We start from the raw sequence: 19,133 nt of genomic DNA on the forward strand, positions 1-19,133 counted from the left end.
ATAGTATTTTTGTCACGAATCGCAGAACAAAAAAGGCAAAAGCATAGGTTGTTTAGCAATTCTCTAAAAGTATAACAGACCTTTTTTATTTAGGGCAAGCAACTAGATCCTTTGAACAAAGGATGGACACATGTAGCATGCAACAAAAACTTTCGCGCCTGCACTTCTCGCGACTTCCCCTGGTTCACCTCCCAGGCATCGGTATAAGACAAAACTCCTAGACAGAAGTGGCTTTTACCAGGTTAATTCTTCTTTTTCTCTTCTTCTTATACAAGATAATTAAAAATATGTAAATATATATATAAAGACTACATTAATTTATTACAAGTTATTCACCTAATCACGGCAATATATCTATTTCAATTACAGACATGTTATACTGATGAAGAAATTTACGACAGAGGCGAAGAAAAACATTCTGGGCAAGCAGGCTTTATCAGGTAGGGCGTAAGCACAGGCTGGAGACGATTCTAAATCGGCATATTGGCATACACAGCCAGGAGGAAGGCAACATATGACGTCATCAGCAGCAATCTGTATCAGACGGATCTCAGGACAGGCAGAAAATAGGTAGGTTGTGTACTCAACCTGCTGACTATATAGCATTTCACATTTCGCATTTCGCATGCAGGAAGCATGGATATAAGCAAAGAGAGTAGGCGTTCTGGATAGTTGATGCTTTTTAAAGATTACATCTGAAAACGAGCATGCTCATAGTTAGCCAGCTCATTTTTAAAGAGCATTAGCTTTGTACTATTGGAAGGGTGTACTCATGCATGGATTGGTTTTTGTTACGTGGGAGAAGTATCTGGTGGACCGCTTTGGCAACTCACTCCTCAAAGCTTATAGAGAAGCGATTGGCGAAACAAGTGCTAATGCGCCCCTCGCCAGTAAGGTCTATGAAGATACCCATCTCTTAGCGGGCGTGGCTGCCGCCTGCGAATTGACCGGACTCTCTGCCCAGGTCATCTTGCGCGAATACGGCCGCTACTTCATTTTGAATGGTCTCACCAACCATCTCTGTGCCTATCTCCTCACGCGTGTCCATAGCGGAAAGGACCTGCTCCTGGTCATGCGCACCGCACACGCACAGATGCGACGCATCCCCGAAGGGCTAACACCTCCGCTCTTTGGCTATGAGGCCGGCGCGCACCCTAATGAGTTTGCGCTCATCTATGATAGTCCACGTCAGCTCTGTCCATTGCTACATGGAGCCATCGAGGGCGCAGCCGAGCGCTTTCACGAACATGTCAGCATTATTGAAACCACGTGTATGAAACAGGGGGCGCCCGTCTGTCGCTTTGAGCTTCGTTTCCGCCCGAGGTACCAGGCAAACACGCAGGAGACACCAGAACAAATTACCAGGAGGCGCGAAAAACAGCAGCTGGCCGAAGTCGTGCTCAAAGTGCTCCCCGATCACGATGGAATCGAGCTAGGCGAGCTTCAGCAGCACCTGCAACGCCAGCTCCCCCTCCTTGGGTTGAGCGCGCCCCGCCTGAGCGCCCTGCAAGAGGCCATCAATCATCTGCAGTTTGTGGGCCTGGTGGCAAGTACAGCAAATCAGCCTGGCGAGATCCCCATGCATCGACGCTACTGGCGCGCTCCCACCTCGACACAGGCAACCCCTGCGCACTCCAAGGGGTATCACTCCGCCACCGGTCCACAACCCCGGATCTCCAGGACACGCGCCGGAGGCCACTCCTCAACAACTCAGAGCAGGTAGGGCAAACGTTTTCAGAAAAGGTCACGCCTCTCGCTTCAGCGGCAAGGTAAACCAGAAAATTGAGCCAACACCAGGGGTACTCTCAACACCAACCCGCCCCTGATGTTGCTCAACGATCACCTGGCAAATATACAGGCCCAGCCCTGCCCCCTTGCTTGCCCCCTCGTTGGCCTCAACACCTGGGACGCGATAAAACAATTTCCATACCTGCTCTTGCTCCTCAGCGGTTAGCCCCGGCCCCTCGTCTCGTACCAGGACACGCGCCTCCTCCTGTACAACCTCCACAGAGACCTCGATTGGTGTCACTGGAGGCGTATACTTACACGCGTTGTTCATGTAGTTATTGAGCACCTGCGTGATCCGTTCCACATCAATCTCTGTCGGTATCGGCTGAGCAGAAACCGGCGGAACAAACGTGATGACACGCTCGGGATGAGAGGATTGATAGTCGCTCACCAGCAGAGAGAGTGTTGATTGTAGTTCACATGCCACTGGCTGTAAAAGAAAGCGGCTAGATTGGATAGAAGAAAGCTCGAACAAGTCGTTAATGATGCGGTTCTGGACTCCAACTTGCCGCTCGGCCCTCCCCAACAAGTGGTGAATTTCCTGGAGCTTCTCACGCAAGGGATCATCGGCTAATAATGTTTGCGTCGTGTTGCTTAACAGTAAGCGTGAATATTGCAGACTCATACTGATCGTTGTCAGGGGAGTACGCAACTCATGGCTCACAATACTCAGGAACTGGTCCAGAGGTGGCTGACCTGGCTGGATCATTTGCGAAGACGACTCAACCTGCAACCCTGGCGAGCGTTCTTGCGTAATATCGCGCACGATGAGAATCGCGCCACAGGTATACCCTTCATCGCCAATAATGGGCACACCACTCACACTGAGCCAGAGATCTGGCACGCCATGCGCATGCACCTGGATCTCAACTTTTTGCTCATCCACCAGTTCCTCGCCCCGCAGTACCCGTTTTAAAGGCAAGGCGTCGGGCCAGAGAGACCCACCTTGAGGATCTAAGATCTGGCACTCAAGGCTCGGCATTACCAGCGAGGCGCTACTCAACGCTCCTCCCTCCATTTTCAGGAGAGCCAGGCGTGCACTCATATTCGTCTGAATAATATGCCCTTCGCAATCCAATACATAGGCAGCATCTGTGACAGCATTGAGCAAGGCCTGGCACTTTTTCGCCTGTGCCACAGCCTCGCGCCGCAGTGCCTGAAAGGCCGAGATATCCTGTGCGATCAGTACAGCGCCTTCAATCTTCCCATCACATTGAGAGATAGGTATACCAGCCACTGAAAGCACCTGTCCGCGCCGGCGCCCATCCAGGAGACGTACCTCGTAGTCAGCCACGGCCTCACCGCTTAAAGCACGACTCAGAGGATGGTAGGTCTGGGAAAAATCGGTCACCTGCGGATCTGACTCATCACACGCTTCGTCTGGAGTATGCTCAAACTGACTTGAGCGCAATAGAGCACGCGTGGCACGATTACACTGTACCAGTCTCCCCGTGCTATCATAGACAGAAATTGCCTCAGGAGACACTTCCAGGAGAGCATCCAGGCGCCGCTGTACCTGGTCCGCGTGCAGGCGCATTCGGCGAACATAGAGCACAAACAGGCATATTACCGCAATCACAATCCCATACTGCACAAGCACTAACCCACCAAACAGGAGGGAAGGCGAGGCCGTAAAGAGTGTCTTCAAGAAGAGAGTTATAAACACCACAACCACCTGTCAAAGAACGCCACGTCCTGATCTCAGTGGAGTCGTCGTTGCCAGAGACCAGTAAAAATAGCCCGGCACCGACTCCCGCCCTGCCAACAAACGACCCAAATAAAAACGAAAGAGCCGTATCTGCTCTTGCTAAAGAGTAATCTTATACTCAAAGGCTCATGTTGCATATTTCTTGCAAGGCAATTTTCTGCACGCATGCCCATTATAGAGTATTCTATACATCTAGTATATACTTATTCCGCGATTTTCGCAAATTCTCCTTCGTTATTTAACTCATCATCTCTACACCCACGCCCTCTTCTCATTTCTACCACTTTCTGCGCAGAGAATACCATTAAGGGGTGTGCGTGGAACATGGGATCTGGCCCATGTTCCACGCACACCCCTCCACGCGAAGGCTCATTGTATACGCCTTGCCTCATGCTAGCGCATATCGAGCTTTACATCCTCTCCGATATCTTCCCATGCGCCTGCCGCCTTTTTCGTTAACCTATAGAGCAGAGTCATCTTCCCTGAGGGCACATCCCAGTATTCCGCACTCTCAACATGTACCTTGAGCAGCGCGAGAGTAGGATCATCCAGGCCCTGGGGAAACCAGGCCTTGTAGAAAGGTCGCCAGTAGTGCTTGATTGTGTCATGATCGCGCACTAGCCCCGCGACACCCGAGACAGAGACAAAGAGGTTATCATCTGGCTTGGAGTAGCTGATATTGACCTGGTGATGCTGCGACACCTCGCTTACCTTGGGGGCATCCGACGACGTGAAAAACCAGAGATCACCATCAAACTCGACATCCTGGGTCGCCATAGGGCGACTACGCAACGTGCCATCCGCTTCCTGCGTGGTCATCATAGCAATACGTATATCTTTAATCTTCTCAGCTAGAAGCTTCACATCGCTCTTTTTCTCGTGGCTAGCCATATGAGGGTCTTCCTTTCTCGTATCGCACCTTACCAGGCAATAGAAGTTCATAACGTATTCACTTCACGTTAGTGACACGCGTAGTTCACGAGGCGTGTTACAAAAAGCGATGCCCTTGCTTAGCCTATCCGCCCCAGATGGTCAATCGTGTATCATTCCCCTCATCCAGAGCGGCAAGCTCGATACGCGTCGGCGACCAGGTGGCCTGAAAGGACACGGGCAGGGTATAGAGAGGCGCCAGTTCACCGGGGAAACCAAAAAGCGTTCGCTGTGAGTTCAATACGACAGCAACGCGCCCATCAGGGGCAATGCTCACCATACGTGGCAGACTTGGAAGGTTGCTCCACTGGAAAATCCGTTGCTGCCCTGAACGCTCCCAGCCCTCCACACGGTTATCACGAAAGGCCACGGCGTAGAACGAGCTATCAGGCGCCCAGCTTATGCCTCGTACAATTTCTCCATCCTCATGGTCATAGAGAGATTCAATGCGTTGCCCGATTCGCCAGCACATGAGGCGTCCGCTGCGTGTCCCGGCTACAAGGCGTTTGCCGTCGGGAGACCAGCAAAGCACTCCACTCCCACTCATTTCCTCGCGTGAGAGGGTAACGGGCAGTGGTGGTTGGGGGATATGTAACTGGTGCAGGGGCAAAGCATACAAGACCACCCGCTCACCTATCCAGAGGGCCATATTCCAGGTCGATGACCAGGAGAAGGCCACAATCGAACGCGCCTGAAAACGCATCACCAGGGGTAGCAGACGTTGCTCGACACGATCCCAGAAGCGTACCTCTCCCCCTTTGCTTAACGCCAGGATGCGTCCATCTGGTGACCAGCAGAGTTCATGCGTATCTTCCACCTGCGAGACACGTGGCAGATGCTCTACCAGCCCATTACGACTCAAGATACATGGTGGCTCGCCATAGAGTGCGCAGGCCAGTATCTCCCCCTGAGGTTGCCAGCTCAACATACGCAGGCGTGCCGGAAGATCAAAATGCGCCAGGGTCTGAAGCGCCAGTGGGGTATATAAGCGACCAGAGATCTCGCGCCGTCCAGAAGTGGTGGCGGCCTTGACAGGCGCAGGTGCGATTGGCTCGTCAAGCACCAGCCCTTCCCTGATATCGATGGGATCAAGTGAGAACTGCATCTGCTCGGGAGGAAGGGTATAGCGTGGATGCATAGCGGCTTCTGGCGCTCGCGAGCGCTCCTCGGGGAGCACATCTAGTGCCAGGTCAACGCTGATCGTTCGCGCCGTCTTCTCCTCGCTTGCCTGCTGCTCAATCGCCTGTTGTAAGGATTGGGCAAATGCCAGCACTGTGGGGAAGCGCTGCTCGGGATCCTTCGCGAGCGCGCGAAGGATGACGGCGTCAATCGCGGATGAGAAGATACGTTCAGCATTCAACTGACTGGGCGCCAGGGGAGGATCTACGACATGTGCCAGGGGATTAGTACCCACATTGATGGGAAAGCGTCCTGTCAGCATCCAGCAAGCCATGATCGCCAGCGAATATTGGTCTGAAGCGCAATACGCTCGCTGATTCACCTGCTCAGGCGCCATATACTGATAGGTACCAATCACATCGCTTACTTCAATATACTCCACGGACACATCTTTGAGATGCGCGATCCCAAAGTCGAAGAGGAAGAGTTCGACGCAGCGCTGCGTCGGTTGGGCATCCCTCACCGCACGCACAAGAAAATTCCCGGGTTTGACGTCACCATGAATAATCGCAGGCTGACGTGCATGCAAATACCAGAGGCTCTGGGCTGCCTGCAGAATCGCGTCTCCCGTCTGCACTAGTGTCCAGTATTGCCATGGCGCTTGCTTCTTCGCCATAGACGCCAATGAGCGCTCAGGCATATAGGGAGAGATGAGGAAGGGTACTTTACGCTGATTATAGTGCGTCCATCCCGAATCGAGCAAGGGCAGAATATGTTGATGTTTCAGGCTCCTGGCGATCTTAATTTCGCGCTGAAAACGCTCCTGGGCCTTGTGATTGAGCTGATCATCCTCAACGACCGGCTTGAGGATTTTTAGCGCGACCTCCTGGTGCGTACGCATATCGCGTGCAAGCCAGACCTCGCTCATATTCCCCGGATAGAGGAGATCTATGCGCTCATAGCGCTCGCCAGCCATTAGCATCGATATCCACTCGTACCTTCTAGTGTCGAAAAACGGCGTATGCCAGCTCGCCTACGGTTGTTCGTTTTGGTCAAGAACATGTTAACGCCTCTTTGAGCGCCTGGTATCCGCAGATGAGGAGGGTTCACCCGTAAATGCTCGCAGTTGCCCACTCAACGAATCGCGCTCACGCTGCAAGTTATCGCGCTCGCGTGTCATCTGCTCCAGGCGCGCGGACAGTGAGTCATTCTCACGCGTCAACTGCGTAATATTTCCCTGCATTTTCTGTCGCTCGCGTTTGCCACGTTCCAGATCACCCTCACGCTCAGTATGCTCCTGTTTTAACTCCTCCAGTTGACTATCAAGCTTATCAGCACGCTCCTTTTCGGCTTGTGCCTGTTGAATAACCAGAACCAATTGCTTTTCGTGCGTCTCTTGCTCATCCCGCAAAGCGCGCTTGAGCTGCTGAATCTGGGGACCATAGCGTACTCCCAGGAGTATGCTGAAGAGTTCATGCTCTGGCGCGCCCTCGGGTATGCGCTCGCGCAACTCTCGTAAACGCGGCACATCCCACTGGCCACCCGCGAGCAAACCGCCCAGGGCGCGTAAAGCCACTGAGAGCCGCTCCATTTGCTGCATCCCAGGACGAGAAGCGCCAGGGCCATAGAGATGTGTGCTCTGGGCATATTCCTGAATAACACCCGACATCGTACTCATCCCAAGCACCGCTGCCAGTTCCTCGCGCAGCTCCAGCGCCGTCTCTCCTCGCTTAAACACCTGGAGTGCTTCATCCTGGGCGGACCTCCCTAGCAATAAAAAGAGGGTCGTCAGAAGCTTGCTCTGGCGTGGGTCGCTATCCAGCGCCTGGAGCAGTGGCGTAACGATCAATGGCTCACCCAGCAACAGGAGCAGAGCCAGTAGACGCAGGTTCGTTGTCTCCTCCGTATGGGTCTGGATATGCGCAACCAGATCAGCGACCATGGCCCGATCACCGAAAGTGCCGGACTCTCCCATGATGCGCTGTAACAAGAGGGTGACAGCCATTCCCATGTCAGAGGGATCATCATGCGAAAGCTGCGTCACCAGTTGCTCCTTGATATTCTGAGGAGACATGGTATTGAAGACCTCAAGCGCCGCCTCACGCCGCTCCAGCGAGGTATAATCACTCAAGGCACTCATGATAAAAGGCAAAGCGATAACGCCCAGGTCACGCAAGACCTCCTTTGAGGCGCGCACCAGCATCGCGTCATGCGAGATAATCAGCTCGCCCATTTTGGGAACGGCCGGTGCGCCAATCTGCACAAGAGTAAGCATAGCCCCTCGCCGGCGCTCGTTATCCTTGAGTGCTTCAACCAGGCTATCAAGTACATGCTCGCGGTATTCCTGAAGGTAGACCAGGCGTTTGAGAGCTTCCGCGACCCCTTCGAGCAACTGGGCAGTTTCCAGCCCCTCCAATAAAGCAGGCAGGCTGATATCAGCAAGCTCATTGGTCAATACATAAAAAAGCACCTCGCGTACACGATCAGGAAGAATAAGGGCAAAGAGCTTGACCAGCGCGGTCAGCATTGTCTGTGTATCGCCATGTTGATGCACAAGAGCCACGATCACCTTCTGTGCCCGTGTACACGTCACCTGGCGCCTATCGTCCAGACCTTCCACTAAGGGCCGCAAAATTCCGGGACCAAAGCGCGGTAAAAGCTCTGCCGCCACCTCCCCCAGCTCTTCCGCTCCTAGCAATTCGACCAGGCGCGCAATGGCGACATCGGGGTGTTTGAGCAGCAGGGGAGAGAGAGGCTCACGCAATACTGGCTGGGCCAGGCCATTGATTAGTGCAGGTACGACCGCCACGCCTGGTAGCTCCTCCAGTGCCTGATAGAGATAGGACTGAACGCGTTGATCGGGATAGAGCAGGTGTTGCACCAGCACATCCGCCGATTTGTCTGCGCGCATACGAAAGATCGTGAGCAAGGCACTTGCCTGGCTATCGCTGCTGAGCGCAAGGGCCTCGATAAGCTCTTCACCAGGGAAGGGGTTCATACCCAGGATCGCCCGCTGTACACGCTGCACCTGCTGAGATGAATGAGACGTATCAAGCGCGTCGATCAGCGCGGGCAACGCCACCTCGCCTAGCTGGCTCAAGGCTTCAATCACCTCTTCCAGAATTTGCGGATGCGTACTCGTCAGCATCTGCAAAAGGGGAGCAACGACACGCGGCTCGCGAAATTGGCCCAGGGCTCGTACCAGCGCAATGGTCAGCAACGGCTCATCAGGGGGAGTTTGCACCAGTTCAATAAAGCGCGTGACAGCCTGTGTCGCATGCATATCAGCCAGGACCTGCACCAGGATACGTGTCCGTCCTGGAACGATGGGAGAGAGGGCCTCAATCATCGGCGCGAGGGCGGGTTCACCGATCCGCTTCAAAATACTTGCCGCACGCTCGGCGCTATCCTCACGCGTAGCGTGCAGAATACTTTCCAATAAACCTGGAATGCTGTCAGGAGCATAGGCATAGAGTGTCTCTGAGACACGCCGGACCATAGTTGGTCCCGCTTCCGCGAGCAGTTGCAGCACATCAGGTAGCGCCTCCAGGTCGCGTGTCTCCTTCAAGACGTCCAACACACGCAAGCGCACCTCCTCAGAGGGCTGGCGCAAGAACGGCAGCAGTTTCGGTGTTGTCAGCGGGCCTATCGCGCGCAAGGCCTGGACCACATTCCCCACCGCCACCTCATTTTGCGAGGGAAGGTACAGGAGCAAAGCATCAATCACCTTTTCGCCACGATCATCGCGTGAACTGGCCCCCTCCTCCTGGAGAGCCTGCCGGACGAGTATATCGCGTGCCCGCTGCTGCGTCTGTGGCTCCTGCTGATAATTGGAGGTCAGCATCGGCACAATCGCTTCCACGATGCGCAGGTACTGCATATGCGTCACACGCCGTTGCATATCCTGGCCGCTCATAAAGCGTTCTAAAATGGCCAGGGCCGCTAAATGCATGTAGACCGTTGCGACGGTTGCATCGCGTTGCTCCACCACCTGGAGCAAACGTTTAAGCGTCAACTCTGGCCCAAGGCGATAGAGAGCATTGGTCGCACGCCGCATCACAAAGATATCAGTATCCTGAAGCCGCTCAATCAGCGGCTCAACAGCGCGTGGATGATAGGTGCCACCCAGAATATTGACCGCGGAGGCGCGCATACGCGTACTCCGCTCAGCATGGGGGCGACTGAGTTCAACCGTGTGATCGACCACAACGGCTCCAAAGCGACCCAGCACCTGGGTCAAATGCTTCACCTGCGCCTCGTAGGCCACATCATCCACCACATCTTCCAGGAAAGAAAACAGCAAGGCTGGGACCACAGCCTTATCGAGCAGCAGCAACAGGTCATCAACACCCGCCACCATAATCAGTGGTAGGAGCGAGCGATAGACCTCCTGCCCTCCCTCCTCAGCGCAACGCGTGAAGATACGGGCCAACTCTTCGCGCGCGGCCCGATTGCGTACCGCGATGGAGAGCGCCTCCTCAACGCTTGGCGGGAGCATCACCAGGCGCTTGGCATCGGCCTGGGGTGGCGTCCAGAGTACGCCAACACACACCAGAGCCAGGGACAAAGCCTGGAGTAGGTGGACACGATTCTCTAGGCCACGCGAGCCAAGCTGCTCGGCCAGCACCAGGGGATCATCTAGCAAGCCCGCCCAGATCGCGACTGGCTCGCTCCAGCGCCCAACGTTTTCCAGGAGTTCCTCGCGGATCTCTGGCTTTGTAGTCTGCTGCTCAGCCGCCTGGAAGTATTCGGCGACAAAATACTCAGCGATCAGTTCATGCCGAAAGCTCAACACGCCGTTGGGGCTGATATCTATCAGGTCCGCGGTCATCGCGAATTGTAAGAGCTGCGGCAAGTCGTCGCGCATCTCCTCCAGCGCATCAGGCTCCTCGATATCTGGATAGGGACCCTGAGCAGGATTTTCGTTGAGCCAGATAATAAGCTCGTCAGCGAAGGCCTCCAGTTCAGCCTCGCGCCAGCGCCCACTGGCGCTCGAAACCGAGAGCTGAATCGCGTTGCGATCATTGGCCCAGCGCGCCGCGCAGGCCACCACACTCAAAAAGCGGATCACCAGTTGTTCGCGCAGTTCGCTCCCTTGCCAACGCCCCTGACGCCGCTCACGCGCGACAAGCTGCACAACCGATTCGCGCAGGAGACGACCACGCGTGTCAATCTGCTTCCCACGCTCGACGCCTATCTGATCAATGATCTCCATAAGGGTAAAGAGCATCATTGGATTGGTGCAGTGGTAGCGCAAGCGGCTACGATCAATCACCTGCATGATCTGCCCCGCAGTATGGCGCCAGGGTTGATCCTGAACGACGATATAGCGCTCAATAAATTGCTGGATCTGCTCCGGTTGCAAAGGATAAATAGTGGCACAGGCCGCCTGACCGCGCGCGACCAGGCGCATAAACTCAGGCTGCTCACGATAATCAATCTCGCGACACGTCATCACCAGGCGGTTGTTTGAGTGCAGCATCAGCTCAGCCATTTCGTGGCTCACGTAGGTCAGGTAATTACTATCCACCTCATTAAGTCCATCACACAGCAGCAGGAGGCGTCCCTGCTGCGCGAGCTGGCGTAAGTACGGAGCCAGGTGCTCCATGCCCGGTAGATCGCTCTCCTGTAAAAAGCTGAGCAGGCCAATATTGCTATTGACCCAGGTTTCTTGCGGAACCTCGCTATAGCGCTTGAGATAGAGGCTATAGTTCTTCATAGGTACAAATACGGGAATATAGCCTCGGCGAAAGATGAGGCGCCAGGGGTGAGTCAGCGCGCGATATTGATAGACGCGCAGCGCCATCGTTTTTCCAGCCCCCGGAACCCCAAGAATCAATTGATGGGCATAGCTCTGCTCTAAGAGGTCGAGAATGGAGACGTGTTCACTCTGCACCGCAATCGTTGGGGCCGTCACTTCATGATGGTTCTGCTCGGCCGTTGGGCGGATGTTGGCCATAGCCTCCAGAGGCGTGTAAAGGAGTTGAAAGCGTTTCTGGACCTGCTCTACGGCGCGGGCATAGCGCCAGAGCGCATATAAACGCGTTCCAAAGAGCGTGCTACCAAAGGTCGCTATAAACAGGAGGCACAACAAGATCAGCAAGATAGGCGCGTGCAGAAGCAATGTTAGCGCAGAGGAGATGCTGGCTCCCCCCGGACGATGCTGGGTATTGAGCAGCAAGAGGGCCAGGACCATGACCAGCCCCGCCCCCAGCAACACTCCAAAAGCGAAGAGCAGGCTCCTCAATATCCGCTGTGGTAGCGTGCGTGTCTTGGAGAGCTTACGTGCTTCGCGACTCCCACGTGGCAAAGGAGGCTGCACGAATGGTTGCTCCTGTAGCATAGTGACCCAGAAACCTTTCGTAGCAATATGGTAAAAACAGTATAGCCTAGTTTTTGATTCTGAACAAGCACGCATGTAGACCATTACGGTAAAACACGCCGGGGAGGCTCAGCCATGTGGTATCATCATCAGTGCGAGCATCTCCCGGTCGCACTTCCTGAGTTTGTCAAACGTACACGTTGTCACCAGCGTTATCATGAAAAGAGTGTTACAAATATCCGCCTGAAGCGATCTTTATAATAGGGGACAAAGAGCTACCTTTTCGCAATCTCTCGCGCATCTCAGGGATGGCACTAAACTCGCATGCTGGACATCGACGTCTACAGGGCAAGTCCTCTATGTTGCTGAGACCATCAGACGCATAGGCGCGTTAGAGATAATAGAGCAACCTTTTTCGGGCTTCTCATATTTATAGTATTATATACCACTATTTACGAAGAAAAAGATTTTAGCGAAAGGGCTCGCCCGTTTATGCCTCATATAAACTCCCGGCCATTAGAGGGACAGCCGTCACGCAAGCATGCCCCCCCTGGGATGGCATTACCAACAAGAAACAAAGGCTATTCACAGATGCAGCCTACTTTTCAGGCTAGTGCACACCAAACACCGGGTCCAGATGAAATTGACACGCATGTCTACCCTGTTGTTCCTCGCCCAGCAAGCCCCGGTGCGCTTTCGCGCTTTAAAGACAAAGTAGCCGCTGCACAACATAAAGCGCAACTCGCGACCCGGGAAACCATCAAAACATCGTCCCTTCCCTCCTCTCCATCTGGCGGGACACTCTCCTGGCGCAAAGTGGCCATCCTCCTCCCTTTGCTACTGATCGTGCTTTTTCATGCGTTCTCCCTGGGTGGAGCACAGTTTGCGGGTCCCCAGGGCTGGGCCTCACTGCTCGGAGGTCCCGTCAGCGCCAATAACCCTGACCTACTCCACACTATTAATAAGCAATTACAGGCCAATCAGAAAAACCAGCAGCATGTAAGCATTACGCCTCAGCAGTATATTGACACAATTCTACATAACATGACGATTGAGCAAAAAATTGGTCAAATGATGCTGGTGCAATTTACGGGTGCGACCTACTCATCAGACATTAGCACGATGGTAAGCCAGTATGGAGTAGGAGCGGTACTGATCTTCTACGCCAATGGCAACATCATCGATAAAGGCCAACTCAAGGGGCTCATTCAGCAGATGCAGAGCAATAGTACCATCCCCATGGCCGTCTCCATCGATCAGGAAGGTGGCTATGTCGACCGCTTAGCCCAACTTGATGGGATGCGACCCTCCGCCGCCACCATTGGGGCCTCCAATGATCCAGCCAAGGCCAAAGCAGCGGGCCAGCAGGACGCCCAGGATCTGCTCTCCTATGGCATCAATATGAATCTAGCTCCAGTCGTCGACGTTGATACACTGCCCTATTCTGAAATGCACATTGACCAGCGAACCTTTGGCACCACGCCAGAACAGGTGACGCAGATGGCTGGCGCTTATTTAGACGGTTTGCAGGCAGGGGGAAAGGTCGTCGGCACCCTCAAGCATTTCCCCGGCTTGGGCCGCTCGGCAACTGATCCTCATTTTGCTATCCCGCAAATTACTGCCTCGAAGAGTGAGCTCGAACAGGTCGATTGGGCACCCTACCGCGCCTTGATCAAGCAAAACAAGGTCCAGTCCATCATGGTCACCCATGAGATTCTCGACGCTATCGATCCAACCCAGCCTTCGACGCTCTCACCCAAGGTCATCAAGAATATTCTCCGTGATGAATTCGGCTTCAAGGGCGTTATTATGACAGATAGCCTGACAATGAAAGGCATCACGAACTACGTCTCTCAGTCTCAGGCGGCCGCTCTGGCCATCGCAGCAGGCTGCGACCTGCTGATGGGTGCCTCCAGTGCCAGCCAGGTCGCCTCCATGATTGAAGGTATCAAGCAAGCCCTCCATGATGGCACCATTACCCAGCAGCACATCGATGACTCTGTGCGCCGTATTTTGCTCATGAAATATCATATGGGGCTTCTTGCCTTACCCAAAAACTAACTGACCTCTTATGTAATTTATTTGGGTAGTGGGTGTGGGGCGTGCTGGTGGCAGCAGGCCACCAGCACGCCCCACACCCACTACCCAGGCGAGCGCCACAGGCGCGAGAAGCCATGCCAAAGATGCACACATCGGATTACAGAATACACCTGTGAAAGGGATCCTTTTATGCTTAGCACCAGTACCAGGGCGCCAGAGAAAAGGGCAGCGCAAAAGATCAGTAAAGAAAAATATATAGACACAGCCATTATTGCCTGTGTGCTCCTTGAAACTATTATTGTGACGCTGGCGCTTATTCCGGCGCAGTTATGGACACGCCTGCTCCCCCAATCGAGTGGGGCGGCACTCAATGGTCCATTTCCTGCCTCCATCGCGCCTCTGATTACAGCCCTCCTGTATCTCCTTCCCGCGATCATTGGTTTTCTCTGCCGCAACTGGCAAAAGGCCTTGCTTTTCGCGACCCTGCCCGCCTGGATCGGCCTGGGGCTTTTTCTGATTGCCGCGACCTCAAAAGTAGGAATCTTCTATCTTGTCTCAACCGACCATGTAACTGAGAATGTCAGCGTGCTGGAACTCTTTGCGGCACTGGGAAGTATGGGCTGGTTAGCAAGACAAATCTTTAAATTGAGATAAAATAGATCATGCACAAGACGACGTTCAAACGTTTACGACTCATACGTCTAAACGCCTTATCGCAGCATGAGCTATTGGCATCAATGGAAGAAAAAAACTACATAGCAACACACTCTGAACAGGAAGCGAAAAAGGAATTTCATCAGCGGGAGGAACAAGCAGAACTTCAGATAGATCAGGCGCCCATACATGAGCAGCCATTGGCATCCGTCCACCAGGCGCAAACTGAGGCAGAGGCCAGGGGCTTGCTACAACGCACACCCAATAGTTATCTCTTAAACCAGGCTTATGGCTTATGGGTCTATATTTCGTGGTTCCTCTTGACTATTATTTTGACGAGTAAACTTCCCAAAGAGCAGTATGGTATTTATGCGGATGTTACCACGGCCTATAACACGATTTTGTATATAGTGGCTTTTGGCTTTGAGGATGCGACCTATACCTATATCCCTCGCGTCTTTGCTGAGCATGGACGTGCTTCGGCTGGCTGGCTTATTCGCAGTCTTGTGGGTCTGCGTATCCTGGTGCTGGTTGTGGTGAGCGCGCTCTTGCTCTACAGCCTGCCCGTTCTGGCAGCGTTCATCGATCAATTGCACATTCCAGGCAGCCAGGGGACAGTCACGGCCCTGCGCGACCCCTATTTGCGCACCAACCTGGCTCCTTTGACCATCTATATTTTTGGTAGCAGCGTCGCCAGCCTGTTAACGGCGCTCTGTACTGGCCTGATGCGCATGCGTATTGTCTTTATCCTTGGCAGCCTGGTCCAGGTCGCACTGCTGATTTTTGGCTATATCCTGCTCCAACTAGGCTGGGGAGTCAATGGCGTGTTATGGATGCTGGGCATCGTCTCGCTGCTCCAGATGGTAGGCTATCTTATCTGGTTGACGCCCTTCCTCTTCCAGCGAGGCGCTACTGACAGCATTAAAAGCATTTATAAACAACCGCTGCGCCCCCTGTTCACCCTTGGGATGAATGCCTGGCTGACTAACCTGGTTTCGGGCGCGCTTCTCAAGCAGGTCTCCATCAATCTGCTGAAAATTTTCGCGGTTGGGTTAATCGAAATTGGCTACTTTAACCTGGCCTTCCAGCTTGCGGATGCCGCAAACCTCTTGCTGGTGGCCGGTTTTGGTGGTGTCGCAGGCTCAGCCCTGGCGGCGGCCTTCATCGGCAAGAACCACGAACGCCTCTCCCTCTCCTGGCAGGCCTTGATTAAAATTGAGACTCTCCTGGCCGCTCCAGGACTCATCTTCTGTCTCTTTAGCGCCAATAACCTGGCCACCGCGCTCTACTCCCATCGCTATAGTGATGTGGGGCTGCTCCTCGGCATCTTTGTCTTCTTCAACCTGCTCATGCGTGTCCTGGGCACGTATATTCACCAGCCCACACTCTACGTCGTCGGAAAGGCCCCCCTGGCCGTTCTCAGCCAGTGGATAGGGCTAGGCATCGTCATTGTGGTGGGCACGGTTCTTATCGGACTCCTGCATATGGGAGCCGCTGGCGCGCTGATCGCCGATGGCGTGGGACGCCTCGCCACAGGTCTATTGATGCTCTTCTTTCTGCGCAAAGAACTGCCACGCAAGTATCCCCTGGCCTTCACGCTACGCTTCCTGGCCTCGCTGGTCCTGGCTGCCATTCCCAGCACGCTCTGGCTCACCCTCTTCTGGCAGCCCGGTAACCGCCTGGTCCTGCTCGGCTCGCTGGGAATCTCGGGTGTGCTCTTCCTCGCCTGCTGTATCGGTATCCTACGGCTCCTCAAGCCGCTCAATCAGCAAGACATCACGCTCCTCAAGAGCATCAAGCCGGGACTGGTCAAATACCTACGCCATTTTGCGCGCTAAATGATATATATAAACGAGAGACCCTCAGAGTATTTCTTCTCTGAGGGTCTCTCGTTTGAGGTCTTCAACGAGATATTAATTTAGCGTGATTAAACTGTCTAAACACCTCTGCTGAGATACCATTTGCCTGCACAATTTCCCAATCAGCCAGACAAATGTCGTGAGGTATCTGCCCTTTCAAGTCAGATAGACCACTAGCAAGACCATTAGCGTGTCTTGGGTTTTCTTTTCCCTGATTGTCATAGTATCCATACATTGCACGGCGACTTCTTAGAGGCAATAGTTCCGCTAGCTTTTCCCAGTTTGCTGTAGGGTAATGCTCTTCCAAAATGGCAACCTCCTCATCTTGCCATTTCATCCAGGCTGAAGAACCTTTGAAGAATATCTCTTCGTAGGCTTCCCACGTTGGGTCTTTCCATTCAACCCTGACAGTACAGAAACTAGGAGAAATCCTGTTCAAAATGACGGATTCGATAAACAGGTAAACAAGCCGGGAATGTTCTTTGGGGGAAATGACTTTGTCCAGGTCAGCGCCTGATCGGCGCATCAGTTTTCTATATGTTTGCCGCTCATTGTCTTCCTGGACTATTTGCTCAGTTACCACCTTCCGTTCTTCAAGCCGTCTCAATTCCTCTTTGGCTGCTCTATATCTCTCATTTGCAGCCTGAGCTAAATCTGGATCAGTTAATTTCCCTGATTCAACCTGCGCTTTAATCCTCACCATATTCGCCTTTGTAGCCTCTATATCTCGCTCAATATCCTTGATGACTTCACGTATCTCACTCGCCTGATTCACTTGCTCCAGGGCTTTTCTTTGGCTTTCAAGCCGTTTCAATTCTTCTTTGACTGCTTCGTAGCTCTCGTTAGCGGCCAGAACCAAATCAGGATCAGTTAATTTCCCCGATACAACTTGTACCTTAATCCTTCCCATATTGGCCTTTGCGGTCTCTATATCCTGCTCAACCAGCCTCAATTCTTCTCTGGCTTTCTCAAAAGTCTCAGGCTTACTCTTTATAAAGCCTTGATGGGCTTTTTCAGCCTCCGGACTGCGCAGATGTTCCCGTAACATCTCCAAAACAATCATGTCTAAACCAGCAGCGTCTACAGTGCCGTGAGAATGCGTCCACTCTTTACCTTCTGTCTCATAACAGAAGCTATAGTCAGTACCCTACGGCTAAAGCCGAGGGCTTGGAGTTGTGTCTGAACTCCACCGCAACTCAGCATACCTTTTCAGGCGTGCTGCTTTGGCTTCATCGTCCGACACATCAGGGCGTACTGACAAGAGGCCCGTTCCTCTCCAGTCTTGCCGGATAAGAAGCGTTCGCATCGCAATATTCCTCGCGCCAACCAGATCGGCATGGAGCGTGTACTGACAATTCTGACAGACAAAGAGCAAGCCCTTGTGAGGGCGATTCTCTTTGCAGGTGTGCCCACATTTGGGGCAAGACTGCGAGGTATAGTTGGCATCGACCTTGATTGCCATACTTTGATGCAAGAGCGCTTTATAAGCGATCATACTGTGCAACTCACCAAAAGCCCATTTGGAGAAGGTACGATTGGCTTTTCGCTGTTTTGCACTGGCTTTTTTGCCTTTCCGTCGTTTGGTCCGCTCTCGAATGTCTGTCAGATGCTCCAGTCCAATCAAGCTTTGAGAATATTGGGTAACAATCCGTTTACTCACGACATGATTGGCGTTTGCTTTCAACCGTCTCTCTCGTCCACTGATGGCGACGAGCCTTCTCGTCGCGGAACGAGTGCCTTTCTTTTGCAGACGCTTTCTCAGTCGTGCGTAGTGGTGAGACTTGGTAATAGTAGAGATGTCAGCATGGAAGGTGCAATCGCCTTGCATCGTCGCCGTGACGGCAAGGTATCGCATCCCCACATCCACGCCAACGACCTGCTTGTGCGTTTCTGGGGTAGGATCAGCCGTCTCCACTTCCAGGGTGACGAGCAGGTAAAACTGCTTCTTGGGCTTGTCATACCAAAGTTTCGATGCACCAATCTCCGTACCACGCTGGATCAATGCCACGTGCTTATCATAGCCAGTATAGGGAACCTTGACCCGTCCCTCAAGCGTGAGGAGACTCACCTGCTGTTCTTTCTTGAACGTGTAGTCCTTCTTATACTGGTAGGTCAGCGTGGGAGAGAGAAACGTAGGAGCCTTATCAAGCCCTTTGTACCGCTTTTTGGTCGTCTTTGCCTTACGATGAGCAGCATTGTTCTTGACCTTTGTCCAGAGGGCTTTATACGAGGCACCAACTTGGCGAGGAACAGAACAGGCCATTTGTGAGGGAAGGTGAAAACGGAGGCGAATCTCATCATACGTGCCATCTTGCAGACGAACAGCATTACTCATCTTGCCATTCTCAAAGGCATATGTACTGACATAATTGAGAGCATCACGATATGCCAGTTGTGTCTCACGTAATGCCTTGAATTGCTCGGGTGTTGTATTCAATTTGAGTTTCGCTGTTAACACCGTTTTCATACTTTGGAGTATATCATGGTTTTCATCTACCTGTCAATAGAAAAGGAGCAGATGAAAGAATGTCTACGGTGTCTCTCACCCAAGCCACCGACAAAGGAACGCCGCATTCCTCCCCATGCCTGAAAGGGCAGGGGCATCCTGCGGCGGTTTCGGTGAATGTTTATGTCTTGCGCCGATGACTGGCCGGCTGGGTCCTGGTACATGTAAACCCTCCGTGGAAATATGGGGACACACGCATGCCCTCAA

At 53.2% G+C, this 19,133-nt stretch carries 10 protein-coding genes; 4 read left to right on the top strand and 6 right to left on the bottom strand.

Annotated elements, in window-relative coordinates; all coding sequences use genetic code 11:
• Positions 1-772 precede the first annotated feature (772 nt).
• Positions 773-1,723, top strand: a complete 951-nt coding sequence (locus KRAC_RS61060; RefSeq protein WP_007905856.1) for a heme NO-binding domain-containing protein — start codon at positions 773-775, stop codon at positions 1,721-1,723.
• Positions 1,724-1,744: 21 nt separating this feature from the next.
• Here KRAC_RS61060 and KRAC_RS07825 read toward each other — a convergent pair whose 3' ends face one another.
• The 4 genes from KRAC_RS07825 to KRAC_RS07840 all read right to left on the bottom strand — a co-directional run bounded on the left by KRAC_RS07825 (position 1,745) and on the right by KRAC_RS07840 (position 11,867).
• The gene (locus KRAC_RS07825) at positions 1,745-3,457 is read right to left on the bottom strand and encodes a sensor histidine kinase (RefSeq protein ID WP_211221255.1); all 1,713 of its coding nucleotides are present in this window, start codon (positions 3,455-3,457) and stop codon (positions 1,745-1,747) included.
• Positions 3,458-3,889: 432 nt separating this feature from the next.
• A complete protein-coding gene (locus KRAC_RS07830; RefSeq protein WP_007905858.1) occupies positions 3,890-4,387 on the bottom strand; it encodes a pyridoxamine 5'-phosphate oxidase family protein in 498 nt (165 codons plus the stop codon).
• 124 nt (positions 4,388-4,511) lie between these two features.
• Positions 4,512-6,527, bottom strand: coding sequence for a WD40 repeat domain-containing serine/threonine protein kinase (locus KRAC_RS07835; protein WP_007905859.1), 2,016 nt, complete (start codon positions 6,525-6,527; stop codon positions 4,512-4,514).
• Between the two features lie 81 nt (positions 6,528-6,608).
• Entirely contained in the window at positions 6,609-11,867 is a 5,259-nt protein-coding gene (locus KRAC_RS07840) for a HEAT repeat domain-containing protein (protein ID WP_007905860.1), read from the bottom strand.
• A gap of 492 nt (positions 11,868-12,359) precedes the next feature.
• Between KRAC_RS07840 and KRAC_RS07845 the strand changes: the two genes are divergently transcribed.
• From KRAC_RS07845 to KRAC_RS07855, 3 genes are all read left to right on the top strand, one after another.
• The gene (locus KRAC_RS07845; protein WP_083814551.1) at positions 12,360-13,928 is read left to right on the top strand and encodes a glycoside hydrolase family 3 protein; all 1,569 of its coding nucleotides are present in this window, start codon (positions 12,360-12,362) and stop codon (positions 13,926-13,928) included.
• A gap of 168 nt (positions 13,929-14,096) precedes the next feature.
• Positions 14,097-14,561, top strand: a complete 465-nt coding sequence (locus tag KRAC_RS07850) for a hypothetical protein (protein WP_007905863.1) — start codon at positions 14,097-14,099, stop codon at positions 14,559-14,561.
• An 83-nt stretch (positions 14,562-14,644) separates the two neighbouring features.
• On the top strand, positions 14,645-16,399 hold the full coding sequence (locus KRAC_RS07855; protein ID WP_040442114.1) for an oligosaccharide flippase family protein: 1,755 nt from the start codon (positions 14,645-14,647) through the stop codon (positions 16,397-16,399).
• Between the two features lie 64 nt (positions 16,400-16,463).
• Here the strand turns inward: KRAC_RS07855 and KRAC_RS07860 are convergent, their stop codons facing one another.
• Together KRAC_RS07860 and KRAC_RS07865 are read right to left on the bottom strand one after the other, a co-directional pair.
• Complete coding sequence (locus tag KRAC_RS07860; RefSeq protein WP_007905865.1) at positions 16,464-17,483, bottom strand: hypothetical protein; 1,020 nt, start codon at positions 17,481-17,483, stop codon at positions 16,464-16,466.
• A 90-nt stretch (positions 17,484-17,573) separates the two neighbouring features.
• Positions 17,574-18,887, bottom strand: coding sequence for an RNA-guided endonuclease InsQ/TnpB family protein (locus tag KRAC_RS07865; protein ID WP_007905866.1), 1,314 nt, complete (start codon positions 18,885-18,887; stop codon positions 17,574-17,576).
• Between the last annotated feature and the right edge of the window lie 246 nt (positions 18,888-19,133).

This window comes from Ktedonobacter racemifer DSM 44963, from assembly GCF_000178855.1.
Lineage (GTDB): Bacteria > Chloroflexota > Ktedonobacteria > Ktedonobacterales > Ktedonobacteraceae > Ktedonobacter > Ktedonobacter racemifer.

What these genes read in the sequence shown, in the direction of transcription:
- KRAC_RS07835 (WP_007905859.1), bottom strand. Translation starts at nt 6,527, where the DNA reads ATGCTAATGGCTGGCGAGCGCTATGAGCGCATAGATCTCCTCTATCCG.
- KRAC_RS07855 (WP_040442114.1), top strand. Translation starts at nt 14,645, where the DNA reads ATGGAAGAAAAAAACTACATAGCAACACACTCTGAACAGGAAGCGAAA.
- KRAC_RS07860 (WP_007905865.1), bottom strand. Translation starts at nt 17,483, where the DNA reads ATGATTGTTTTGGAGATGTTACGGGAACATCTGCGCAGTCCGGAGGCT.
- KRAC_RS07830 (WP_007905858.1), bottom strand. Translation starts at nt 4,387, where the DNA reads ATGGCTAGCCACGAGAAAAAGAGCGATGTGAAGCTTCTAGCTGAGAAG.
- KRAC_RS07850 (WP_007905863.1), top strand. Translation starts at nt 14,097, where the DNA reads ATGCTTAGCACCAGTACCAGGGCGCCAGAGAAAAGGGCAGCGCAAAAG.
- KRAC_RS61060 (WP_007905856.1), top strand. Translation starts at nt 773, where the DNA reads ATGCATGGATTGGTTTTTGTTACGTGGGAGAAGTATCTGGTGGACCGC.
- KRAC_RS07845 (WP_083814551.1), top strand. Translation starts at nt 12,360, where the DNA reads ATGCCTCATATAAACTCCCGGCCATTAGAGGGACAGCCGTCACGCAAG.
- KRAC_RS07865 (WP_007905866.1), bottom strand. Translation starts at nt 18,887, where the DNA reads ATGAAAACGGTGTTAACAGCGAAACTCAAATTGAATACAACACCCGAG.